General features: G+C 64.2%; 23 protein-coding genes and 1 tRNA gene. 9 read left to right on the top strand and 15 right to left on the bottom strand.

Features of this window, described 5'->3' with window-relative positions:
- Window positions 1-24: 24 nt before the first annotated feature.
- Together ACSFA3_RS12135 and galU are read left to right on the top strand one after the other, a co-directional pair.
- Entirely contained in the window at window positions 25-2,925 is a 2,901-nt protein-coding gene (locus ACSFA3_RS12135; RefSeq protein ID WP_435505692.1) for a valine--tRNA ligase, read from the top strand.
- An 88-nt stretch (window positions 2,926-3,013) separates the two neighbouring features.
- Window positions 3,014-3,901, top strand: coding sequence for a UTP--glucose-1-phosphate uridylyltransferase GalU (gene galU, locus ACSFA3_RS12130; RefSeq protein WP_435505691.1), 888 nt, complete (start codon window positions 3,014-3,016; stop codon window positions 3,899-3,901).
- 27 nt (window positions 3,902-3,928) lie between these two features.
- Here galU and ACSFA3_RS12125 read toward each other — a convergent pair whose 3' ends face one another.
- Genes ACSFA3_RS12125 through cysM form a run of 4 tightly spaced genes read right to left on the bottom strand, consistent with a single transcriptional unit; the run spans window position 3,929 to window position 6,759 of the window.
- A complete protein-coding gene (locus tag ACSFA3_RS12125; RefSeq protein ID WP_435505690.1) occupies window positions 3,929-5,041 on the bottom strand; it encodes an SGNH/GDSL hydrolase family protein in 1,113 nt (370 codons plus the stop codon).
- Between the two features lies 1 nt (window position 5,042).
- The gene (locus ACSFA3_RS12120) at window positions 5,043-5,270 is read right to left on the bottom strand and encodes a sulfurtransferase TusA family protein (RefSeq protein ID WP_435505689.1); all 228 of its coding nucleotides are present in this window, start codon (window positions 5,268-5,270) and stop codon (window positions 5,043-5,045) included.
- 37 nt (window positions 5,271-5,307) lie between these two features.
- Window positions 5,308-5,844 (bottom strand): NUDIX domain-containing protein, encoded by a 537-nt coding sequence (locus ACSFA3_RS12115; protein WP_435505688.1) that lies wholly within the window; start codon window positions 5,842-5,844, stop codon window positions 5,308-5,310.
- 12 nt (window positions 5,845-5,856) lie between these two features.
- The gene (cysM, locus tag ACSFA3_RS12110) at window positions 5,857-6,759 is read right to left on the bottom strand and encodes a cysteine synthase CysM (RefSeq protein WP_435505687.1); all 903 of its coding nucleotides are present in this window, start codon (window positions 6,757-6,759) and stop codon (window positions 5,857-5,859) included.
- A 40-nt stretch (window positions 6,760-6,799) separates the two neighbouring features.
- Between cysM and ACSFA3_RS12105 the strand changes: the two genes are divergently transcribed.
- Window positions 6,800-6,884 (top strand) — tRNA-Leu (locus tag ACSFA3_RS12105).
- Window positions 6,885-6,967: 83 nt separating this feature from the next.
- On the top strand, window positions 6,968-7,441 hold the full coding sequence (locus ACSFA3_RS12100) for a hypothetical protein (RefSeq protein ID WP_435505686.1): 474 nt from the start codon (window positions 6,968-6,970) through the stop codon (window positions 7,439-7,441).
- A 52-nt stretch (window positions 7,442-7,493) separates the two neighbouring features.
- Here ACSFA3_RS12100 and ACSFA3_RS12095 read toward each other — a convergent pair whose 3' ends face one another.
- From ACSFA3_RS12095 to ACSFA3_RS12085, 3 genes are read right to left on the bottom strand one after another with little or no spacing between them, the layout of a single operon-like run.
- The gene (locus ACSFA3_RS12095; RefSeq protein ID WP_435505685.1) at window positions 7,494-7,901 is read right to left on the bottom strand and encodes a nuclear transport factor 2 family protein; all 408 of its coding nucleotides are present in this window, start codon (window positions 7,899-7,901) and stop codon (window positions 7,494-7,496) included.
- 4 nt (window positions 7,902-7,905) lie between these two features.
- Entirely contained in the window at window positions 7,906-8,805 is a 900-nt protein-coding gene (locus ACSFA3_RS12090; RefSeq protein ID WP_435505684.1) for an MBL fold metallo-hydrolase, read from the bottom strand.
- Window positions 8,806-8,849: 44 nt separating this feature from the next.
- Window positions 8,850-9,497, bottom strand: a complete 648-nt coding sequence (locus ACSFA3_RS12085) for a DsbA family protein (protein WP_435505683.1) — start codon at window positions 9,495-9,497, stop codon at window positions 8,850-8,852.
- A 100-nt stretch (window positions 9,498-9,597) separates the two neighbouring features.
- Here ACSFA3_RS12085 and ACSFA3_RS12080 point away from each other — a divergent pair, with 100 nt between their 5' ends.
- The 4 genes from ACSFA3_RS12080 (at window position 9,598) to ACSFA3_RS12065 (ending at window position 13,572) form a co-directional block, all read left to right on the top strand.
- A complete protein-coding gene (locus ACSFA3_RS12080) occupies window positions 9,598-10,551 on the top strand; it encodes a LysR family transcriptional regulator (RefSeq protein ID WP_435505682.1) in 954 nt (317 codons plus the stop codon).
- An 86-nt stretch (window positions 10,552-10,637) separates the two neighbouring features.
- Window positions 10,638-12,203, top strand: a complete 1,566-nt coding sequence (locus tag ACSFA3_RS12075; RefSeq protein WP_435505681.1) for a sensor domain-containing diguanylate cyclase — start codon at window positions 10,638-10,640, stop codon at window positions 12,201-12,203.
- 54 nt (window positions 12,204-12,257) lie between these two features.
- Window positions 12,258-12,443, top strand: coding sequence for a hypothetical protein (locus ACSFA3_RS12070; protein WP_435505680.1), 186 nt, complete (start codon window positions 12,258-12,260; stop codon window positions 12,441-12,443).
- Between the two features lie 112 nt (window positions 12,444-12,555).
- Complete coding sequence (locus ACSFA3_RS12065) at window positions 12,556-13,572, top strand: hypothetical protein (protein ID WP_435505679.1); 1,017 nt, start codon at window positions 12,556-12,558, stop codon at window positions 13,570-13,572.
- Between the two features lie 88 nt (window positions 13,573-13,660).
- Here ACSFA3_RS12065 and ACSFA3_RS12060 read toward each other — a convergent pair whose 3' ends face one another.
- The 8 genes from ACSFA3_RS12060 to ACSFA3_RS12025 are packed head-to-tail and all read right to left on the bottom strand — an operon-like array spanning window position 13,661 to window position 22,807.
- Window positions 13,661-15,127, bottom strand: coding sequence for an N-acyl-D-amino-acid deacylase family protein (locus ACSFA3_RS12060; protein WP_435505678.1), 1,467 nt, complete (start codon window positions 15,125-15,127; stop codon window positions 13,661-13,663).
- Window positions 15,124-16,050: a MurR/RpiR family transcriptional regulator gene (locus tag ACSFA3_RS12055; protein ID WP_435505677.1), complete on the bottom strand. Its 927-nt coding sequence runs from the start codon at window positions 16,048-16,050 to the stop codon at window positions 15,124-15,126. Before ACSFA3_RS12055 ends, ACSFA3_RS12060 begins: the two co-directional genes overlap by 4 nt.
- A gap of 13 nt (window positions 16,051-16,063) precedes the next feature.
- A complete protein-coding gene (locus tag ACSFA3_RS12050; RefSeq protein WP_435505676.1) occupies window positions 16,064-17,365 on the bottom strand; it encodes an alanine racemase in 1,302 nt (433 codons plus the stop codon).
- Window positions 17,366-17,373: 8 nt separating this feature from the next.
- Complete coding sequence (locus ACSFA3_RS12045; protein WP_435505675.1) at window positions 17,374-18,372, bottom strand: ABC transporter ATP-binding protein; 999 nt, start codon at window positions 18,370-18,372, stop codon at window positions 17,374-17,376.
- The gene (locus tag ACSFA3_RS12040; protein WP_435505674.1) at window positions 18,369-19,406 is read right to left on the bottom strand and encodes an ABC transporter ATP-binding protein; all 1,038 of its coding nucleotides are present in this window, start codon (window positions 19,404-19,406) and stop codon (window positions 18,369-18,371) included. Before ACSFA3_RS12040 ends, ACSFA3_RS12045 begins: the two co-directional genes overlap by 4 nt.
- Window position 19,407: 1 nt before the next feature.
- On the bottom strand, window positions 19,408-20,253 hold the full coding sequence (locus ACSFA3_RS12035; protein WP_435505673.1) for an ABC transporter permease: 846 nt from the start codon (window positions 20,251-20,253) through the stop codon (window positions 19,408-19,410).
- Window positions 20,254-20,263: 10 nt separating this feature from the next.
- Window positions 20,264-21,205 carry an ABC transporter permease gene (locus tag ACSFA3_RS12030; protein ID WP_435505672.1) on the bottom strand — a complete coding sequence of 314 codons (942 nt, stop codon included), beginning with the start codon at window positions 21,203-21,205 and terminating at the stop codon, window positions 20,264-20,266.
- A gap of 12 nt (window positions 21,206-21,217) precedes the next feature.
- On the bottom strand, window positions 21,218-22,807 hold the full coding sequence (locus ACSFA3_RS12025; protein ID WP_435505671.1) for an ABC transporter substrate-binding protein: 1,590 nt from the start codon (window positions 22,805-22,807) through the stop codon (window positions 21,218-21,220).
- A 162-nt stretch (window positions 22,808-22,969) separates the two neighbouring features.
- On the opposite strand from ACSFA3_RS12025, the gene ACSFA3_RS12020 reads away from it, so the two are divergent.
- Window positions 22,970-23,359 (top strand): RidA family protein, encoded by a 390-nt coding sequence (locus tag ACSFA3_RS12020; protein WP_435505670.1) that lies wholly within the window; start codon window positions 22,970-22,972, stop codon window positions 23,357-23,359.

Raw genomic sequence — 23,359 nt, 5'->3', positions numbered from 1 at the left:
CCGCTTCCCCACCCCAGTCATCCCATGAGCGAAACATCCGTCCAGCCGGGCCTCGAAAGCCTGTCCAAATCCTTCGAACCCGCCGCCATCGAGGCGCACTGGGGGCCGGAATGGGAGCGTCGCGGCTATGCCGAAGCCGGATTCCGTGGCACGAAGCAGCCCAAGGAAGGCGTCGATTCGTTCGCGATCCAGCTGCCGCCGCCGAACGTGACCGGCACGCTGCACATGGGCCATGCGTTCAACCAGACGATCATGGACAGCCTGGCCCGCTATCACCGCATGAAAGGCGACAACACGCTCTGGGTACCGGGCACCGACCATGCGGGCATCGCCACGCAGATCGTGGTGGAGCGCCAGTTGCAGGAGCAGAAGATCAGCCGTCACGAGATGGGCCCGACGCCCGCCGAGGCACGCAAGAACTTCGTCGCCAAGGTGTGGGAGTGGAAGGAGAAGTCCGGCAACACCATCACCGGCCAGATGCGCCGCATGGGCGACACGGTCGACTGGACGCGCGAATACTTCACCATGGACGAGGACCTGTCGAAGGTCGTCACCGACACCTTCGTCAAGCTTTATGACGAAGGCCTGATCTACCGCGGCAAGCGTCTGGGCAACTGGGACCCGGTGCTGAAGACTTCGGTGAGCGATCTGGAAGTCGAGAGCGAGGAAGAGGAAGGTTTTCTCTGGCACATCGCCTACCCGCTGGAAGACGGCAGCGGCACGCTGACCGTCGCCACGACGCGGCCGGAAACCATGCTCGGCGACACGGCAGTGATGGTTCATCCGGAAGACGAGCGCTACAGGCACCTGATCGGCCGTAACGTGAAGCTGCCGCTTGTGGGTCGGCTCATTCCGGTCATCGCGGACGACTATGTCGACAAGGCCTTCGGCACCGGCGTCGTCAAGGTCACGCCGGCGCACGATTACAACGACTATGCGGTCGGCAAGCGCCACGGCCTGGAGACCATCGGCATCCTGACGCTGGACGCGACCGTCAACGACAACGCGCCCAAGAAATTCCGCGGCATGGACCGCTTCGTCGCGCGCAAGGCCATCGTCGCCGACCTCGAAGCGCTCGGCCTGATGGTCGAGATCAAGAAGCACAAGCTGATGGTGCCGCGCTGCGCCCGCAGCGGTGCGGTGGTCGAGCCGATGCTGACCGACCAGTGGTATGTCGCGATGACGAAGCCCGGCAACGACGGCGTCTCAATCGCGCAGAAGGCGATCGACGTGGTGAAGTCGGGCGAAGTGCGCTTCGTGCCGGAAAGCTGGGTCAACACCTACAACCACTGGATGGAGAACATCCAGGACTGGACGATTTCGCGCCAGCTCTGGTGGGGCCACCAGATTCCGGCCTGGTACGACGAGGACGGCAACGTCTATGTCGCGAACGATGAAGCCGAAGCGCAAACCAAATCGGACAAGGTCTCGCCCGGCAAGACCCTGCGCCGCGACGAAGACGTGCTCGACACCTGGTATTCCTCCGCGCTGGTGCCCTTCTCGTCCCTCGGCTGGCCCGAAAAGACCGATGACCTGGCGCGCTACCTGCCGTCGAACGTGCTGGTCACCGGCTACGACATCATCTTCTTCTGGGTCGCCCGGATGATCATGATGACCAAGCATTTCACCGGCAAGGTGCCGTTCAGGGACGTCTACATCCACGGCCTGGTGCGCGACGCGCAGGGCAAGAAGATGAGCAAGTCGGAGGGCAACGTGCTCGATCCGGTCGACCTGATCGACGGCATCCACTTGCCCGAACTGCTCGACAAGCGTACGCAGGGGTTGCGCAAGCCCGAAACGGCGCCGGCCGTCCGAAAACTCACGCAGAAGGAATTCCCCGAAGGCATCCCGGCCTTCGGCGCCGATGCGTTGCGCTTCACTTTCGCGTCGCTCGCCTCGCTCGGCCGCAGCATCAATTTCGACAGCAAGCGCTGCGAGGGCTACCGCAACTTCTGCAACAAGCTCTGGAACGCGACCCGCTTCGTGCTGATGAACTGCGAAGGCCAGGATTGCGGCCTGCGCGAGCACACCAAGGCCGAATGCGCGCCCGGCAACCCGTCGCACGGCTACCTGAAGTTCAGCCAGGCCGACCGCTGGATCGTCTCGCGGCTCCAACGCGTCGAAGCCGACGTCGCGAAGGGCTTCGAGGACTACCGGCTCGACAACGTCGCCACGTCGGTCTACCAGTTCGCCTGGGACGAGTTCTGCGACTGGTATCTGGAGATTGCCAAGGTGCAGATCCAGACCGGCGACGACGCGCAGCAGCGCGGCACGCGCCGCACGCTGATCCGTACGCTGGAGACGCTGTTGCGGCTGGCGCATCCGGTGATTCCGTTCATCACCGAAGCACTCTGGCAGAAGGTGGCGCCGGTCGCCGGTCGCGAAGGTGCGTCGATCATGATCGCCGCCTATCCGCAGAGCCAGCCCGAGCGCATCGACGAAACGGCCGAGGCGCATGTCGCCAAGCTGAAAGCGCTGGTCGACGCCTGCCGCACGCTGCGCGGCGAGATGAGCGTTTCGCCGGCCACGCGGCTGCCGCTGTTCGCGGTGGCGGACGACACGACCGATGCGCAGTTCCTGCGCGACGCCGCGCCGGTGCTGCAGGCGCTGGGCAAGCTCAAGGAAGTTCGCGTGTTCGACGACGAAGGATCGTGGTCCGCGGCAGCGGAGGCTGCGCCAGTGGCACTGGTTGGGTCGATGCGCCTTTGCCTACACATGGAAATCGACAAAGCTGCCGAAAAGTTGCGAATTGGTAAGGAAATTGCTCGCGTCGAAGGTGAAATCGTCAAGGTCAACGGCAAGCTCGGGAACGAGGCATTCGTCGCCAAGGCGCCCCCTGCCGTCATTGAACAGGACCGCAAGAGGCTTGTCGATTTCGGTACCGCACTGATTCGGTTGAACGACCAGCTGGTGCGGCTGGGCTAGGGAGCTTGTGCGTATCGGCTGACAGGAGCCTGTCTCGCTCACCCTTTAAGATTTCTTAAGTTTTACTTTTCAATCACCTCGTACCTCTATGTCCAATTCGACGCGTATCCGCAAGGCCGTTTTCCCAGTGGCCGGTTTCGGCACCCGCTTTCTGCCGGCGACCAAGGCTCAGCCCAAGGAGATGCTGCCGGTGGTCGACAAGCCGTTGATCCAGTACGCCGTCGAAGAGGCCTATGCGGCCGGCATCCGCGACATGATCTTCGTGACGGGCCGCAACAAGCGCGCGATCGAAGACCATTACGACACCGCCTATGAGCTCGAAAGCCAGCTCGAAGCCAGCGGCAAGACCGCGCTGTTGAACATCGCGCGCTCGGTGATGCCGGACGACATGACCGTTTCCTACGTGCGCCAGCCGCGCATGCTGGGTCTGGGCCACGCCGTGCTGTGTGCCGAGCATCTGGTCGGCAACGAGCCCTTCGCCGTGCTGCTGGCGGATGACCTGATGGTCGGCCCGCAGGATGGCCTGCCGGTCCTGGCGCAGATGACCGCCGCCTTCTCCCAACTCGGCCGCTCGCTGCTGGCCGTGCAGGAAGTACCGCTCGACCAGGTCAAGCGCTACGGCATCGTGGCCGGCGACAGCATCGAGGACGGTCTGGTGAAGGTGAACAAGATGGTGGAGAAGCCGTCGCCCGAATCCGCTCCGTCGCGTCTGGCCGTGGCCGGCCGCTACGTGCTCACGCCGGGCGTGTTCGCCGAGATCCGCAACCAGCCCAAGGGTGCGGGCGGCGAGATTCAGCTGACCGACGGCATCGCGGCGCTGATGAAGAAGGAAGCCGTCTACGCGTACTCGTACAAGGGCGTCCGCTACGACTGCGGCAGCAAGGAAGGTTTCCTGCAGGCGACCGTCGAGCTCGCGCTGGCACACCCGGAAGTCGGCGGTCAGTTCCGCGAATATCTCAAGAGCCTGGCGCTCTGACTTTCTTGCTTTTCCCTTAGCGCCTGATCAGCGCTTCGTCGATGCCTCGACGAAGCGCGCGACTTCTTCGTCGCGGATTGGCGTCAGCGGCAGTCCGGATGCCGTGCGAAGCAGTTTCACCAGCGACTGCGCCCAAAGCGTGTTGTAGACCAGTCCGGAATGATGGTCGCCGAGGACGGCGTTGGTCGGCTCGTCGCCTGCCGTATTGGTCACTCGCAGCGAATCGCCGATGGCGACGGTCTTGAAGGCCGGACGACCTTCGGCATCGCGACTTCCCCAGGTTTCCCGCACCCACGCGTCGTCGTCGAAAAAGGTAGTGTTCGGCTCCGCTTCGGCCAGTTTGCGCAATGCGTCGTTGAACTGCTTCAACGCGGTGGCGATGTTGTCGGTTTCTGGCTTCGACAACCAGCGGTCGAAGTACGCCGGATCGGCCGATTCGTTGGCCACGCCGACCACCACCAGCCGCGTCGCCGGATGCGACGCGTGGATCATGCGCATCGCGTCGCCGATGTAGCCGGTACATCTGGCGATGGTTTCGTGGGTCTGGGGAACATCCGGATCGCGCGATTGCGCTTCCATGAGACCGCCCCAGTCGTTCAGACCGATGCGGATCACGACGGCGCCGCGCTGCCAGCGTGCCGGGTCTTCGTCCATCAGCGCGACCAGCCGCGGTGCTTGGCGATAGGGACCGGTGGTCAGGTTGCGGCAGACCGCGCCGGAATTGGCGAAGTCGTAGAGAAAATCTTCCTTGCGCGGTGATCGGTCGCCGCGCAACCCGACCATTTCGCGGACCGCCGCCACCGGACCCCATCGTCCCCAGGCCACCCACGGGCCCAGGTCGATCTCGTCGCCTCGCAACCGCGCCAGGACTTCGGTCCATTGCAGCGTGCCGGCGCGCAATGCACCGCCGCGCTCGCTCGATGCGAGGGGAAACGAGATGCGGTCCTGATAGGAATGACTGTTGGAGTCGCCCAGAACGCCGAGCGGAATGGCGGTTTCCGGCTTCCGCACGGCGCCGCTGCCTTGAACTTCGACAGGACGGCGCGGATCGGGCCAGAACATCAGCGCACTGCCGGCGACCAACGCGACCGCACCGAAGAAGACAGCCGCACGCAACGCCAGCGACGCCGCACCCGGCATTTCAGCGGCGGCGAAGGACGTGGATGAATTCGTCGCCGACGGTCTGCTGCTCGACCAGATCGTTGCCGGTCTGGCGAGAGAAGGCCTGGAAATCGCGCAACGAGCCAGCGTCGGTCGACACGACCTTCAGCAGCTGGCCGCTGGTCATGCCGTTGAGCGAACGCTTGGCCTTCAGGATGGGCAGCGGGCAATGCAGGCCGCGGGTGTCGAGCTCGAGATCGATGTTCATTGGGACATTGGGAATTGGTTCCTGGATTCGGCGGATTCTATTCAGAGGCCGACGGACGCGGCCATTCCATGAAGCGGGGCTCATGGCCGCGACCGCGCAGCCAGTCGGCCAGCGCATAACCGGTGCCCGCCGGCCAGCAACGCAGCGCGTCGAGGTCGTACAGACGGTAGTCGGCCAGCTCGGGCGACAACACCACCTCGCCGTCGGCCACCGCGTGATAGACGATCAGCACCTGGTTCATGCGCTGGAAGTCGTAGACGCCGACCAGATCGAGCGCGCTCACGTCGAGGTTGGTTTCTTCCTTCACCTCGCGCGCGACGCCTTCCTGCGGCGACTCTCCTGCCTCCATGAAGCCGGTGATGAGCGCGTACATGTTGTTGGTCCATGCGGCGTTGCGCGCCAGCAGCACCTGGCCGCGGTATTCGACGATGGCGGCGAGCACCGGCGTCGGGTTGTTCCAGTGGGTCCAGCCGCATGACGGACAACGCAGCCGCGTCGTCGGGCCGCTGTCTTCCATGAGTTCGATATCGGCCAGCGGCGTGGCGCAGGCCTGGCAGAAACGGGGCTGCGTCATCGTCGATCGTCCTCAGGCGGGAAAGACACCGGTCGACAGATAACGGTCGCCACGGTCGCAGACGATGAACACGATGGTCGCGTTCTCGACCGTCTTGGCCACTTCGAGCGCAACCCAGAGTGCGCCGGCTGCGGAAATGCCGCCGAAGATGCCCTCCTCGCGCGCCAGGCGCCGGCACATTTCCTCGGCGTTGTCCTGGCTCACGTTGACCACGCGGTCGACGCGGCTCGGGTCGTAGATCTTCGGCAGGTATTCCTGCGGCCATTTGCGGATACCGGGAATGCGCGAGCCGTCGTCGGGTTGCGCGCCGACGATCTGCACGGCGGCATTCTTCTCCTTCAGGAACTGCGAGACGCCGGTAATGGTGCCGGTCGTGCCCATCGCGCTGACGAAGTGCGTGACCTTGCCGCGCGTGTCGGTCCAGATCTCGGGGCCGGTGGTTTCGTAATGGATGCGCGGATTGTCCGGATTGGCGAACTGGTCGAGCACCCGCCCCTTGCCCTGCGCGACCATCTGGTCGGCCAGGTCGCGGGCGTATTCCATGCCGCCGCTCTTGGGCGTGAGCAGCAATTCGGCGCCGAACGCCTTCATCGTCTGCGCGCGCTCGATGGAAAGGTCCTCCGGCATGATGAGGATCATCCGGTAGCCCTTGATGGCCGCGGCCATCGCCAGCGCGATGCCGGTGTTGCCGGAAGTCGCCTCGATCAGCGTGTCGCCCGGCTTGATCTCACCGCGCTCCTCGGCGCGCCTGATCATGGACATCGCCGGGCGGTCCTTGACCGAACCGGCCGGATTGTTGCCCTCGAGCTTGCCGAGGATCACGTTGCCGCGACGCGCGTTGGCGGCCGCATCGATGCGCTGCAGGGCGACCAGCGGCGTCTTGCCGATCGCGTCTTCGATGGTGGGATATTTCATGCGACGACTGTGCCATAATTTTGGGCTGCGCTCAGTCCCTGCCCGGGTGGTGAAATTGGTAGACGCAGGGGACTCAAAATCCCCCACCGAAAGGTGTGCCGGTTCGATTCCGGCCCCGGGCACCATCACGGACGAAGTCATTCGGACTGATCCGATCGCAACTGGCAATCGATCTCGCTAAATTGGGTTTCTATTCAAGGAACCCAAGATGCGCATCGATACACCACTTCAAAATTCGCAGAAAAGCCCAAAGCCTCAAGCCTCGACGCTGGGATTGGCAGCACCGTTTTCAAGAAACGACATCCGTTCGGATGATTCCAGTACACACACGCCGGACCGCATGTTCCATGGCGACGTCAATCATGTGACGAGCATGCTTGGAATTCAGGCGAGTGAATCTCCCACCTGCTTTCGGGACGCATACCGCAATACGATCAACCGACACGCAATTGGAGACATGCCGAATTGCATTCGGTACTCGCACGGCAGGTTCATGTTCATTGATATTGACAAAGGCGTCGTGCGACTCGGTTTCGACCCGGCCACATACAAGACCAAGCCGAGCATGACGCTAGGCCCCGGTGGAGCGCTGACCCACAGCAAAAAAATCAGCAACGAAGAATGCAAGCTGATGGCTGCCTCGCTCCACATGGCAAGTCGCAATTCGTTGATGTACCTGTGAAACGCCGGTTCGAAGCCTGATTTCGACCGCGACCACCGCAGTCTTGTCTTGATCAGTCCAGCGCTTTCTGCACCGTCGCGCTGTCGACAAACTGCTCCATCGTGACGATCTTCCCGTCGACCAGCCGATAGAGGTGCGCAAAAGTCGCGCTCATCGACTTTCCGGTTTTCCCGTACGTGCCGGAATACAAGCCAAATGCCGAAACCCGGTCGCCGTCGGCCATGTAGGTGTGGACCACGGCCTTGTAGCCCACCCATTCGCTCCCGAGCCGCTTGAAAACGTTCTCGAAGATCTGATCGGCGCCGGTATAGGTTCCCGCATACGGAAATCCTGCCGCTTCGGTCCAGGTCGCATCGGGCGCCAGAGTGCCGCGCAAATGCCTGGCGTTTTCCTCCGGCGCGTTTTCGTAGGTGGCGCGAATCAGGTCGAGATTGCTTTTCGTGGTGGCATTGGAGGTCATGGCTTCAACCCCACTTCATTTCGCCCTTGGCGACCTTGGCGCCGATCTGCAGCGCGACGCCCATGCCGGCGGTCGGGTAGCGCTTGGTCATGGCGGCGATGAGCGCGGCGCTGTCCGCTGCCTTCGCGAGTTCTTCTTCGAAAGCGATCAGGTAGACGCGCGTGTACGCGATGGAAGATGCGTCGATCGCCGCCGCAGGTGCCATGTGACCGGGAACCACGACAGCGGGTTTGCGCGCGGCGATCGCGTCGAGCGTCCTGATCCAGGCCCTGCGACCTTCGACGCCTGCAGTGTCGGCCGTCCAGACGTGAACGCCGGAGAACAGCAGCACGCCGCCGAACACGGCATCGAGCGACTTGACGTAGAGGTAACGGCGATTGGCCAGGCCTTCGGCATCGACGATCTCGATGCTCTGGTCTTCCAGCGCGATCGATTTGCCGTCGAACACTTCGGGCATCACGATTTCCGCCAGCGTCTGCGGACCGTTTTCCTTGAGTTGAGGACCCCAGGTGGCCAGCTTCTTCTCGACGCTGGACTTGATGGCTTCGATGGTCGCCGAAGCGGCAATGACGCGGGCGGCCGGGAATGCAGCCTTGATCGGACCGAGGCTGAAGTAATAGTCGGGGTCGCTCTGGCTGATGTAGATCGTGGTCAGGTTCTTGCCGCTGCTCCTGATGGCTTCGACCAGCGCCTTGCCGTCGGGAAGCGTGAAGCCGCCGTCGATCAGCACGGCGTCGCGCGCGCCGGAAATCAGGACCGGGGCGCGGAAGAATCCGTTTTCGCCGGCTGGAAAGTGCTTGAAAGTCAATGCGTTGGTTGCGGCCATGGTGCTTTTTGCTCCTAAGAATGCCGTTGCGAAAGTTGCGCCGGCTACGGTTTTGATTGCGTTGCGTCGTGTCGTCATGATGAATGGCCTCGATGAATCGGGTTGTGAAAAAAGATGACGCCTCAATCGATTTGCAACTGACTGGTCAGTGCGTTCAGATCGGGCGGATTGGTAAAAAATGCGGCCGTATCCAGCAGCTTCATTCGCTCGCCGGATTGCAGGATCAACGTCGGTACACCGCGCGCGCCCATTTCGGTCATCAGAAGCTGCGCCTTGCTGATTCGGCCCTGGTTGATCGCGTGAAGATCCTCATCGATGCGCGCAAGCCTGGCCGCGGATTTCGGCAGACCGATCTCTTCAAGCAAATGAACGAGCACTTCGGGCGAAGTCACATCCTTGCCGGCGACATAGCGTGCGTGCTGGATGGCCTTGAGCGCCACAAGCTCCTTTTCCGGTTCGGTCAGCGAAACAGCGGTCAGTGCGATCGTGGCCGGGCCGCTGTCGAAAAGCTGCCGACGGTCGCCGAGCACGTCCCGGCGGTATTCCTCGGTGAACCGTTGTCCCGTGAGACGTTCGATTCGCTGGTCGTTCGACCATGCGAAGGCCGCAAATGCGTCATCCATCTGCCGCGCGTTCCCACCGGAAAAAAGGCCTGTGGGCAAGAGCCTGAACGCAAGGCCCGCAGTGCCGGACAGGTCGGAGACGGCAGGTGTCGCGCCGTAGCACCAGCCGCACATCGGGTCGTAGAAGTAGTGGAGTGTCTTGTTCATCGAAAGGATTCCTGAGTGGACAACCGGATGTTATGAATCGGTCATTGATTCGTAAATCCACACGTGATAAACACAACGTATGTTGAAAGCAAACAATCTGATGAAGCCGGAGGGAGCTGGAGGAGGTGGTGGAGGTGGTGGAGGTGGTGGACTGAGCAACCTCCGAAGACTCGCGTACTTCGTAGCTGTCGCGGAATCCGGCTCTTTCACGGCGGCGGCGGAGCGCCTGGGCATCACCAAGGCTGTCGTCAGCCAGCAGGTCGCGCGGCTCGAGCGCGAATTCCGCACTTCCCTGCTGGTGCGGACCACGCGCAAGGTGCGCACGACGGAAGCGGGTCAGGCCTTCTACCTGCGGTGCGCGCCAATCCTGCGCGAAGCCGAACATGCTTTCGACGATCTCGCGGAGACATCCACCGAACCCGCAGGCATGCTGCGACTTACCGCGCCCTTCGACTACGGTGTCGCGGTGGTGGTACCGGCCATCGCCGCATTCACCGGGCTCCATCCGGCGTGCAAGGTCGACGCCGTCCTGAGCGATCAGACGCTGGACATCATGTCCGGCAACATCGAACTGGCCATCCGTGTCGGCTGGCTGTCCGAAAGCAACCTGCAGGCGCGCAGGATCGGCTCCTTCCGGCAGGTTCTCGTGGCTTCGAGATCGATGGCGAAGGAGATCTCGACGTTGACCCGCCCAGACGAGACAACGAAGCTTCCCTTCATCGCAAATACCGCATTGCGTGATTCGCTCACCTGGCGTTTTTCGCAGTCGACCGAATCGCAGCAGACGGTGCACATGCACGCCAGCATCTTTCTCGACGCGACGCTTGCCGTGCGTGAAGCCGTACGGCTGGGCGTCGGGCTTTCCGTCCTTCCCGATTACGCCGTTTCGGAGGATCTCGCCGAGGGTCGCATGATCCATGTCCTGCCGAACTGGCGATTGCCCTCGGGCGGTATTCACGCCGTGTTTCCTGCTGCTCGATTTCGTCCGATGAAGGTCCGGGCTTTCGTCGATCTGCTGACGGAAAGAGAAAGCCGGCGGACGCAACCGGCCTGACGCTACGGCATCGCCAGACCCGCGACTACACTGTCTGCCACCTCACCGGCGCCCTCGCTTCACCAGGACAGCTTCGCGGATCATTTGTGGACCGTTCCGAATCCATCAGCGCTTTTTCAACGCTCGAGCGCGCCGAAGAACACGAAGGCCGCGTCAATCTCCTCCGGGCTACGACCTGGCTGGTCGTCGTGGGTTGTGTCGTGCTCATTGCGACCAGCGCCTGGCTCATTGCTCGCGCGCGCACCCAGGAGATCGTGCAGAGCCAGCTTTCGAACACCAACCTCGCAAGCGCGGTCACGGAGCAGATAGAAGGTTCGATCTCGGAGATCGCTCATATCGTCGACAGTCTGGTCTTCGACATCGAACGTGCGAATGCCGGCAGCCTGCCCTTGCAGAACCTGCAGCCCGTGCTGGTGAATCACGTCGCCGGCGTGGAAGGCCTAAAAGGCCTCTTCATCTATGACGCGAAGGGCGGATGGGTGGTGCATTCGGAGGCTGTCTCCAACGCCTCGCTCAACAATTCCGACAGAGAGTATTTTCAGTTCCACAAGGGAAATCTGAGCGAGCGGGTCCGCATCGGCGTTCCCCTCGTGAGTCGCTCTTCGGGAGAGTGGGTCATACCGATCTCGCGACGCATCAACGACACCGACGGCAATTTCAACGGTGTCGCGCTTGCCACGCTGAACGTCGGATTCCTGCGCGGCGTGCTCGAGAAATACAACGTGGGAAAGGACGGCGCCATCACGCTGGCCATGCGCGACCGGCTGCTGGTGCGCAGGCCGTTCAAGGTCGACGAAATAGGAATGACCATTCCGCCGTCGGCGCTCCAGAAAGCATTCGAGAGCAGCAAATCGGGTGTGATCGATGGTCCATCCTCCATCGACAAGGTCGACCGGATCATCAGCTTCGATCACATGCGGAACTACCCGATCCGGGTGGCGGTGGCACTTGCAAAAGACGAGGTACTGGAAGATTGGCGTACCGCATCGGTCGTGCAAGCAGGACTGACACTGGTGCTCTGCCTGCTTCTGGCATCGAGCGGCACCTACGTCATCCGCGCCATGCGCCTGCGCCTGGACGCGGAAGTGGGTCTGCGCGAGACGCGCGATGCGTTGTCCATTGCCAATGAGCGCCTGTCGCATCTGGCTCAGTACGACGGACTTACCGGGCTTCCCAATCGCAGGTATTTCGACTCCCGTTTCGCACGGGTTTTCGAGAAGGCGCAGCGCGAACAGCGACTGCTGTCGATGGTGCTGGTCGACGTCGATCAGTTCAAGAACTACAACGACCGCTACGGCCACGTTCAGGGCGACGAATGCCTTCGCCAGATCGCACAGGCCGTGCTTTCTTCCGTCGAACGCACCGGCGACTTCGTTGCGAGATACGGCGGCGAAGAACTCGTGATGCTGCTGCCCGATACGGATGCGTCGGGTGCCGCCCTGATAGCCGAAGACGCTCGCGCGGCCGTCGTGGCGCGACGCATTCCTCATGAGGCCGCAACGCTGGGTTTGGTTTCAATCAGCCTGGGCGTAGCGACCGCGGTTCCCGATGTGCTCTCCGAACGCTACGCACTGGTGAACGCGGCCGATGAAGCGCTTTACGTAGCGAAGAGTCGCGGCCGCAACCAGGTCTATTCGAAAGAAGCGGGCTGACGCGCGGCGTGCTGTCCGACCGCTGCGTGACGACGATCGACACATCGTTGTCACATGACTGATCCACGCAATGTCGCGCACGACAAAAAAGTGCAACAAGAGAAAAAACACCGCGGCGAAGAAATCGCACCGGACGCCATCCACGCACCTCAACCTGGCCAGAAGCCTGCGCTGAAGCATGACGACGAAGACGACAAGCAGAAGGAGTCGAAGGACGGCGAAGCCTCGGCTCAAGGCTGATCCGTAGTAGGCGCCAAGGACGACAAGAGCTCGGCTGTTTCGTACCGGGTCGAGGGGAAATCGGAAGCCATCATGGCGACCCTTTTAACCAGAACTGAACGAACAGTCCATCATGAGCTCTACCTACCCCGCCGACGCGCGGACGCCATCCGGCATCCGCACTTCCCTTGCCTCCGACGAGATTCTCACTCAGTCGCCGCTGCGACGCGTTTCGTGGGGCGCCGTGATTGCCGGCATGGTGATCGCCATCACCGTACAGATGGTCCTCAGCTTGCTCGGCGCGGGCATCGGCCTGAGCACCATCGACCCGCTTCGCTACAGCAGCCCCGATGCATCCTCGTTCGGCATCGGCGCGGGCATCTGGTGGGCTGTGAGCAGCATCATTTCGCTCTTCGCAGGTGGTTGGGTTGCAGGACATCTCGCCGGCTCGCCGGAGAAGACCGACGCCATGCTCCACGGTCTGCTGACCTGGGGCCTGGCTGCCATCGTCACCGCCTACCTGCTGGCTTCGGCCGTCAGCGCAGTGGTCCGCGGCGGCGCAAGCGTCGTCGGTACCGCGGCAACGGTGACCGGCAATGCAGCCGCCGCTGTCGCCGGTCCGGCTGCAGATGCAGCAAAGCAGCAACTGCAAGCCAGCGGCATCTCGTTTGATTCGATCAAGAACCAGGCGCAGACCCTCCTGGCCCAGACCGGCAAGCCGGCCCTGCAGCCGGAAGCCCTGGCCAACAAGGCCGAAGCCGCGACGAACCAGGCGACGAACACAGCGGAGAACGCCGGCACGCCGGCCGACTTCCAGGCCACCATCCAGCGCATCATCGAGTCGAACAAGGACACCGTTGATCAGGCTGACCGCGAAGCCGTCGTCAATGTCGTCGCTGCCCGTTCGGGCTTGAGCAAGCCGGAAGCCGAAGCACGCGTCGACGGCTGGATCAAGAGCTACCAGGAAGCCCGCGTCAAGTTCCAGGAACAGAAGGCCGCCGCCGAAGCCAAGGCTCGCGAAGTGGCGGACGCAACCGCCAAGGCATCGTCGCAAGCCGCTCTTGCAGCCGTGCTCGCACTTGTGCTGGGCGCCCTGGCAGCTGCGTTTGGCGGCATGACCGCGCATCGCCGCTTCGTCGCACGTTATTGAGCAAACGCGATTCAGTCCGGCAAAGGCCGGCTGAACCGGAATGACAAGGCCCGTCCATCGCTGGACGGGCTTTTTTTTGGGCGACGCTTCAGGCGTTGCGGGTGAGCATTCGCCCTTCTCGGGCGATCACCTCTGGCGTCCGGCATCCGCCTCCGACATAAGCACATGTGCCATTCACGAAAACCCGCTCGATACCGATGCTGACGCTTCGCGGATTGTCATACGTGGCGGTGTCGGCGATCGTCACCGGGTCGAAGACGACGACATCCGCCATCGAATCCACGCGCAGCTGGCCTCTGTTCGCGATGCGCATGTTGCGGGCCGTCATACCTGTCATCTTGTGCACCGCCTGCTCCAGCGTGAAGAGCTTGCGTTCCCGCCAGTAACGGGCGAATACGCGCGGAAAGGCGCCCCACAGGCGCGGATGCGGATGCAGGTCGTGCGGCAGGCCGTCGCTGCCGATCATGGTGCGCGGGTGCGCGATGACGCGTTCGACGTCGTCTTCCTTCATCTGGAAATAGCAGGCGCCGCCAGGCTGCAATCGCCGGCATGCCTCCTTCTGGTCGACGCCCCATTCGCGTGCGAGGTCCGACAACATCCGCCCGGTCACGTCGGGAAATGGCTGCGACCAGGTCAGCATCACATCGATGACGCCATCAACCAGGTCTTCTCGCAGCACCGTCGAGCCCGCCACGTACGGGTACACGTCGATCGCAATGTCCTGGCGTTTGCCGAGCGCATCGATCAACGGCAGGGTTTCCAGCGTGCGGTCCCAGTTGGCTGGACCTGCGCACTTGTGGTGCGAGATCACCAGCGGCACACCCGCGTCGAAGGCCGTATCGCCGGCCTCGTGCAGCGCTTCGACGATGGCCTGCATCTCGCTGCGCAAATGCGTCGCATAGACGCCGCCGTGGCGCGCAACGACCTTCGCAAGCGCCGTGACCTCGGACGCCGGCGCAGCGAAGGCTTCTTCATAGAACAAGCCCGACGACAGACCGTGCGCGCCCTCCGCCATCGCACGATCGAGCAACGCTTCCATCCGCGCCAGCTCGTCCGCGGACGCCGCGCGGTCGAGCGCCTCGACCGCCGCGAAACGCAGCGTCGTATGGCCGACCAGTGCCGCCACGTTCAACGCCGGTCGCGCGACGCGCACGGCTTCACGGTATTCGGCCATCGTCGCGTGTCGGAACGAATCCGCGCCGAGCAGCGTCAGCGGCGGCTTCGCCTGAGACGTACGGTACGGCGCAAGCGAGATGCCGCAGTTTCCGGTGACCACCGTCGTGATGCCCTGAGAAATCTTCGGCAGGCACAGCGGGTCGCGCAGCACGATCGCGTCGTCGTGCGTGTGGACGTCGATGAAACCGGGCGAGATCGCCAGACCTTCGCAGTCGACGATGTCGACGTCGCCTGCCGTCATGCCGTCGGGCAGGCGCGTTCGGAGGTCTTCGCCCAGCGCGACGATGCGGTCGCTGGCAATCAGCACATCGCCCGGCCATGACGGACCGCCGGTGCCGTCGACGACCAGCCCGCGCTCGAGGAGGATCGGGCGCGTCATGCGGCACGCTCCTCGATGGACGCGGCACCCTTCGCCACACCCCCGCCATCCCAGCTCTGCAGCGGATGCGTATTGGTGTCGATGCCATGTCGCTGGAACGCCTCGCGCGCATGCTGCAGCCGCTGCATGGCCGGATCGCCGCGCCGTTGCGCGACCAGCACGGTGAGGATTTCGATGACGGTCAGGTGCGTCAGATACGCATCGATGCCGACGTGCATTACCGCGTCGTCGGGCACCGAAAGCGCCAGCAGGAAGTCCGCTTTCGCCGCCAGTGCGGTTCCGGGCCGCGTGAGCGCGACCACTTTCGCACCCTGCCCGCGCGCGATGTCGACCGCATCGAGCAGCGACGGCATGCCGCCGACGTGCGAAATCGCGATCACGACGCCGCCCGGCCGTTGCGCCGCGCCGGCCACCTGCTGCAGGTGATAGTCCGACCATGCATTTGCCGACAGGCCGAGCCTGAACAGCCGCGCCTGCAAGTCGCTCGCCATGAACCACGACGTGGCACCCGCACCGAAGAGATCGACATGCGGCGCGACGGCGATAGCGCCGACCGCGCCGTCCAGCACCGCCATGTCGAGCTGGCTGCGGACGCCGGAAACCGACGCCGCGGCGCTTCGCGCGATCTTGGCGACGACCTCGTCGGCTGCGTCCTCGATGTTGACGCGCCGGTGCAGCGGTGATCCCCCCAACGCCAGCTCCTGCGCCAGCGCGAGCTTGAACTCGCGCAAGCCCGCGAACCCAAGGTCGCGGCAGGTGCGCATGATGGTCGGCACCGAACTGCGCGAGCGGGCGGCCAACAGCTCGAAACTTTCCTCCAGCACGCGGTCGGGGTCTTCGAGGATCAGGTCGAGAATGGCACGCCGGGTGGCCGGCGCTGCGGCGCGGATGTCCGCGACGCGTTGAAGCAACGATGAACTCATGGCAGGTCCCGGTTCAGAAGTGCATCGACACGGCGTCGGTCACGTGATAGTCGTTTTCGACCACCGGCATCCAGTGCCATTTGTCGAAGGTGGTGCACGGGTGCGAGATGCCGAAACCGATGCGCTCGCCGACCGCCGGTGCCAGCGCGTCGTCGGCATCGCTCCAGCGCAGGTAGCCATGCTGGTCGTTCAGCGCCGTGATCTTCCAGCTGGCCGGCACGCCGCAAGTCTCCAGCGCACCGCGTACGGCGCGCGCGATCGGCGTCGGCATCGACAGGTCGAAGGAAACGTCGCGCTTGCCCATCGCGACGATCGCCAGCCGCGGTTCGGGGCAGGACTGCACGCTGGTCCAGACCTCCATCGCAGGACGCAGGCTTTCGCCGGCAGCGCAATGCAGCCGGGCGTCGATCGACCCCTGCAGCCGCTGGTACGTGCCGTGGTCGTGCGTGACGTAGCAGCCAGAGCGCAACAGGCCCCGCACCGGCACGCCGAGCCCCGGCTTGAGACGCAGCGCCACCAGGTCGTACAACGCTGACCCGCCGGCAGAGATCAGGACCTCCTCGCACTCGAACAGGTTATGGGTGACGCAGTGAACGGCGACGGCTTCGACGCGGTCCATCAGCGTATTCGTGTAGGCGATGTCGTGGCCGCTTTCGCCGGTCGCGCCTTGCCCTTCGTAGCATTCGATGCCGACAAGCTCGGCCGCGTCGCTGGCGCGCAGTCTTTCGGCCAGCACGACGGCCTGTTCATGGGTTCGGCAGCCGGTGCGGCCGTCGTCGACGCCGATCTCGACCATGACCTCGAAGGGCACGCTTTCGGTGTGCCGGCGCGACCAGCTCTCGATCAGGTCCAGCTGCGCCAGCGAATCGACCAGAAACACGATGCGCAGGCCGGGATGGCTGCGCAGCAAGTGCTGTATGCCGGACAGGTCCTGCTCGCTCACGACCTGGTTGGCGATCAGCGTGCGGCGCGCGCCTGCCGCCACGCCGACCGCGAGCTGCGTCACGGTGGCGAACGTCAGGCCCCAGGCGCCGCCGTCGATCTGGCGCCGGAAGAGCTGCGGCGACATCGTGGTCTTGCCGTGCGGCGCGAGGTCGATGCCCCAGTCACGGGCGCGGCTCTGGAACCACTCGAGGTTGTGGTGGAGTGCCTCGCGCTTGAGCAGGGCGACCGGCAGCGGCAGGTCGCCGGCCAGCAGGTTCCAGCCGCATTGCGCGATGGCGCTGCGCCGCACCGGCGCGGCGGTGCGCGGGAAGCCCTTGAGTCGGCTGTCGAACAGAGGATCGAGAAAGTCGTTGTCTTGTGTTGTCGTCATGTCGATATCTATGTCGGTTGTGCGGCGACCAGATCTTCGCGGATGCACGCCGAAAAATGTCCTGGCGCGCGCTCTTCGAGCTGCGGCACGGCCTGCGCGCACAGGTCGATCGCATGCGGGCAGCGGGTACGGAAGACGCATCCCGAAGGCGGCGCGATCGGGCTCGGAATGTCGCCCTTGAGCGCGATGTGCTCGGTCGGCAGCAGCGGATCGGGCTTCGGGCTGGCGGCCAGCAGCGCCTGCGTGTAAGGATGCAGTGGGCGCTCGAACAGCGCCGTCGTCGGCGCCACTTCCATCACCTTCCCCAGATACAGCACCACCACGCGGTCGCACAGGTATTCGACCACGTCGAGATCGTGCGAGATGAACAGCATGGTGAGCGACAGCCGCTCGCGCAGGTCGGCCAGCAGGTTGATGACCTGCGCCTGGATCGACACGTCGAGCGCCGACAGCGGCTCGTCGGCGACGATGAATTCGGGCTCCACCGCCAGCGCGCGGGCGATGCCGATGCGCTGGCGCTGGCCGCCGGAGAACTCGTGCGGAAAGCGGCTCGCGTGCTCCGGACGCAGTCCGACGGTTTCGAGCAATTCGGCGATCCGCCTCTCGCGCGCCTCAGCGCCCTTGTGCAGCCCGTGCGTCGACAGCGCTTCGCCGAGGATCGCGCTGATGCGCATCTTCGGATTCAGGCTCGCATACGGGTCCTGGAAGATGATCTGCAGTTTGCTGCGCAGCTTGCGCATGCGCTCGGCCGGGAAGCCGGCGATGTCCTCGCCGCGGTAGCGCACCTCGCCGTCGGTGCGCTCGACCAGCCTCAGCACAGTGCGGCCGATGGTGCTCTTGCCCGAACCGGATTCGCCGACCAGGCCCAGCGTTTCGCCCTTGCGGATCGCGAACGACACGTTGTCCACGGCGCGTACCGGGCGCTTGCCGCTGCCGAAGTACTTCCTGAGGTTGCGGACTTCGATCAGCGGTTCGTCGATGTCGTCGATGTCGTCGATCGTGCTCATGCGGCTTTCTCCAATACCGTTGCCGGAACTCGGATGCAGCGCGCCTGGCGCCCCGCCCGGGTTTCGATCAACGGCGGCACCGCATCGCGGCACGCGGGAATCGCCAGGTCGCAGCGCGGCTCGAATGCGCAACCCGGCGGCGGCGCCAGCGGGCTCGACACCTGGCCGCGGATGGCGAACAGCCGGCGCGGACGGCCTCCGTCCGCCGTCGTGCGCTGCGCCTTCCCCGGCAGGCAGGCCAGCAGCCCTTGCGTGTACGGGTGTTCGGGCTGCGCAAAGAGCGGCCGCACCGGCGCATGCTCGACCACGCGGCCGGCGTACATCACGACCACGTCGTCAGCATGGTGCGCCACCACGCCGAGGTTGTGCGTGATGAAGAGGATGCTCATGCCGGTCTCCGATTGCAGCCGCCGCATCAGCGCGAGGATCTGCGCCTGGATCGTCACGTCGAGGGCCGTGGTCGGCTCGTCGGCGATCAGCAGCGTCGGGTCGCAGGCCATCGCCAGCGCGATCATCACGCGCTGGCGCATGCCGCCGGAGAGCTGGTGCGGATACTCGTGCAGGCGCTGCGCGGCAGCCGGAATCTCGACCAGGTCGAGCATGCGCAACGCGTGCGCCAGCGCGGCCTTGCGGTCGAGTCCCCTGTGCAGACGCACGCTTTCGGCGATCTGCTCGCCGATGCGGAACACCGGGTTCAGGCTGGTCATCGGTTCCTGGAAGATCATCGAAAGCTCGTTGCCGCGCAGGCGCCGCAGGTCGCTACCGCCGAGACGCAGCAGATCGACCTCGTTGCCGTCCCGCTTGACGAAGGAGGTCTCGCCGGTCACCTGTGCGTTGGCCGTCTTGGGTAGCAGGCCCATCAAGGTCAGGCTGGTCACCGACTTGCCTGAACCGGACTCGCCGACCAGTGCGGTCGTCTTGCCCGGCAGGATGGAGAAACTGACGTCGCCGACCGACCGAACGAGGCCGTCCTCGGTAGGGAAACTCGTGCCGAGGTTGCGCACGGACAGGCGGGGAATGGGAGCGTCGGTCATGTCATGCTGCCTTCTTGAGCTTGGGGTCCAGCAGGTCGCGCACGCCATCGCCGACGAGCTGCAGCGACAGCGCCGTGAAGATGATCGCCAGTCCCGGGAACAGCACCACCCAGAACGCGCGATCGGCGTACTGCTGACTGCCCGCGACCATCGTTCCCCAGGTCGGGATCTCGGGCGGCACGCCGACGCCGAGGAAGGAAAGACCGGCCTCGGCCAGGATCGCGTATGCGAAGATGAACGACACCTGCACCAGGATCGGCGACATCAGGTTGGGCAGCACATGCCGCCACAGGATGCGCGACGTGCGTACGCCGAGCGCGCGCACCGCCTCGATGAACAGCAGCTCCCGCACCACCAGCGTCGATGCGCGCACAACCCGTGCCACGCGCGGCGTGTAGACCAGCACCAGCGCCAGCACCACGTTGCCGAGCGATGCGCCGAGGATGGCAACCAGCGCGATAGCCAGCAGGATGTCGGGGAAGGACATCATGGCGTCGACCACTCGCATGATCGGCGCGTCGAGGCGGCGAAAGAAGCCGGCAATCAGCCCGAGCGCAGTGCCGAAGACGACCGAGCCGAGCGCGGTGAGCGCGGCGATGGAAAGCGAGTAGCGCGCGCCGTGGACGATGCGCGAATACATGTCGCGGCCGAGCTCGTCGGTACCGAGCAGGTGCGCCATGCTCGGCGGCCTCAGGCGGTCGAGCACCGCCGTGTCGTTGGGGTCGGCGGAGGCGAACAGCGGCGCGCCGACGGCCAGCACGGCGATCACCAGCAGCACGATCATCGACAGCATCACCGTGCGGCGATGCATCAGCTGGCGCAGGGTCCGGGGGAGTTGGAGCTTCATGGCGTGCCCTTCAGACCTTCACGCGCGGATCGACCACCGCATACAGCAGGTCGATCGCGAAATTGATGAGCACGTAGATCGCCGCGATCACCAGCAGCGCGCCCTGGATCACCGGGTAGTCGCGTCGCAGCACGGCGTTGACGACCAGGCTGCCGACGCCCGGAAGGCCGAACACCGTCTCGGTGACGACCGCGCCGCCGATCATCAGCGCGGCGGTCAGCCCGAGCACGGTGACGACGGGCACCAGTGCGTTTCGCAGCGCGTGCTTGAGAACGACGGTACCTTCGTTCAGACCCTTGGAACGTGCGGTGCGGACGTAGTCTTCACCCAGCACGTCGAGCATCGAGGCGCGGGTGAAGCGGATGATGAGTGCCGAATTGAGCAGGCCGAGCACTGCCGCAGGCAGGATCAGCGAATGGAGACGCTCGGCCAGCGGCGCATCCGGCGCGCCATAGCCCGAAACCGGAAACCAGCCGAACGAGACCGCGAAGATCTGGATCAGCACGATGCCCAGCCAGAAGCTCGGAATGCTGGCGCCAAGCATTGCGATGCCGGTGAAGAACTGGTCGATCCAGCGGCCGCGGAACACCGCCGAAGCGATGCCGCACGGCAGCCCGATGAGCGCCGCGATGGCAACGGCCATCAGCGACAGCAGCGTGGTGGGCTCGGCCCGCTCCCACAGCGCCTGCGTGACCGGCCGCTGCAGGAAGATCGACGTGCCGAGGTTGCCGTTCAACACCTCGCGCAGCCAGTAGCCGAATTGCACCGGCAATGGCTTGTCGAGGCCGTATTCGACCTGTACGCGAGCGATGTCTGCCGCGGTCGCCTGATCGCCGAGCAGCACGGAAATCGGGTCGCCCGACGCCGCGCGCGTAAGCACGAAGACCAGTACCGCGACGATGGCGAGCACGACGAGCATGCCGGCGAAGCGGGATGCGAGAAAACGGAACATAGGCTGCGCAACTTACTTGATGCGGGCGTTCCAGAAGAACGGCCAGGTCGCAGGCGTGTAGTTCTCCAGTGCCGGACTCTTCGACGACAACCCGTTGAACTTGCCGACGTTGATGTACGGCACTTCGTCGTAGACCACCTGCTGCACCTTGCCCCACAGCGCACCGCGCTTGACAGGGTCGCTCTCGACGTTGAACGCCTGGAGTGCCGACTTCTTGGCCGGCGTGTCCCACCAGCCGGGCGCGCCGTCGCCGAGTTGCGGCGGCGAGAGCATCGGCTCCGGAAACTGGCCCGAATGCGTCACGTAGATGTCCCACAGCTTCGAATCGTTCCGGCGCTGCACCAAGGTCGCCCAGTCGACCACGTTCATCTCGACCTTGAAGCCGGCGCGCTTGAGTTGCTCGGCCATCAACAGCGCCATGTTGTAGTGGAAGTCGTACTGGCGGCTGGTCAGGATGCGGATGGGATCGCCCTTGTAGCCGGCCTTGGCCGCGGCCTCTTTCGCCTTGGGTGCGTTGCGCTGGTTGTACTGGTCGGTCCCGGCAGTCGAATGGAACGGCGAGCCCTTCGGGAAGTGGTTGCCCTCGGCGACGAAGAAACGCGTGTCGCCGAAACCGGCTGCCAGCATCTCGCCCTCGCCCAACGCAACCTGAATGGCCTGGCGCACTGCCAGGTTCGATGCCGCCCCCTCCTTGGTGTTGAGCACCAGATAAGGGAAGCCGAAGGCCGGCGTCATGATCGGCACCGTCTTGCCGGCGGCCTTCTCGAGGCGCGTGAGCGCCTCGACCGGCAGCAGATCGGCGAAGTCGTACTGACCCGCCAGCGCGCCCTCCACGCGCGTGCTGGCATTTGGCACCGGCACGAAGCGCAATTCCTCGATCGATGCTTCGCGCTTGCCGCCGTAGCCGTTGGCCGGCTCCTTGCGCGAGCTGTACTTGTCGAATCGGCTCAGCAGCACGTACTGGTCGGGCTTGCGCTCCTTGAAACGGTAAGGGCCGGTGCCGACGAAGTCCTTCAGAGGCGTAGCGATCGACTCCTTGGCCATGATCGCGGCCATTCCGCTCGGCAATGCCAGTTGTGCCGGCAGCGGCGCGTATGGCTCCTTCAGCACCAGCGTGACCAATAGCGGCCCCGTGGCCTTGAGGCTGTCGACCACCTTGCCCAGCGCCTTGCCGCGCGGCGACTGCTCGATCCAGCGCTGAAGGCTGGCGACGACGTCGTCCGCGGTGAGCTCGCGGCCGCTGTGCAGCATCACGCCCTTGCGCAGGGTGATGGCATAGGTCTTGCCATCGGCGGAGATCTTCGGCATCGATTCGGCCAGCATCGGCACCACGTTCCACTTGGCATCGAAGGTATAGAGCGGCTCATAGACGTGCTGCATGATCGTTCCGACCAGGTCGGCGGTCGACGCCATCGGGTCGAGCGTCTGCGGCTCGGCGACCATCGCGAGCGTAGCGAAAGTACGCGGCGTCTGGGCATGTGCGAGCGGCGTGACCAACGGCAGTGAGACGCTCAAGACGACCAGGGCAGCGGCACCCAGAAGACTGCGCTTGCTGGCGGTGAACGAGGCCGGCAGGTGGGTTAAGAATGCATGACGAGACATATGAAGCTCCTTCATCGAACGGGTCGGTGTGAAAATTATTTTCTTTTAAGGCAACTCTGAAGCATCAAACATGCCAAATCATGGGTAATAACCCGCACTTCCGAGATTTATTGTGAAATAGAATTTCAAAATAATCTGTTTCACCGAACCTGGAGTCTTTTCATGACGCTCGAATATCTCGGCATTCCACCCAACGCTTCCGACCGCCAGGTGCGCCCCTTCTCCCCGGCCGTGCGTGCCGGCGACTTCATCTACGTCTCGGGTCAGGTGCCTGTGAATGCCGAAGGCGAACTGGTCGTCGGCGGTATCGAAGCGCAGACGCGCCAGGTGATGGAAAACATAAAGGCGGCGCTGGCGCTGGCCGGCGCCACCTTCGACGACGTCTGCAAATCGAACTGCTGGCTGCAGGACGCGCGCGACTTTGGTGCCTTCAACCGGGTCTACATGAGCTATCTGGGTGCAGGACGCCCCGCGCGCTCGACCACCGAGGCGCGGCTGATGATCGACGCGCGCGTCGAGGTCGACGTGATCGCCTACAAGCCAAAGGCCTGA

This window comes from Variovorax glucosi (assembly GCF_051216695.1).
Classification (GTDB): Bacteria; Pseudomonadota; Gammaproteobacteria; order Burkholderiales; family Burkholderiaceae_C; genus Variovorax.
The sequence above is the reverse complement of the archived record's forward strand: the minus strand, read 5'-3'. Positions and strand labels throughout refer to the sequence as shown.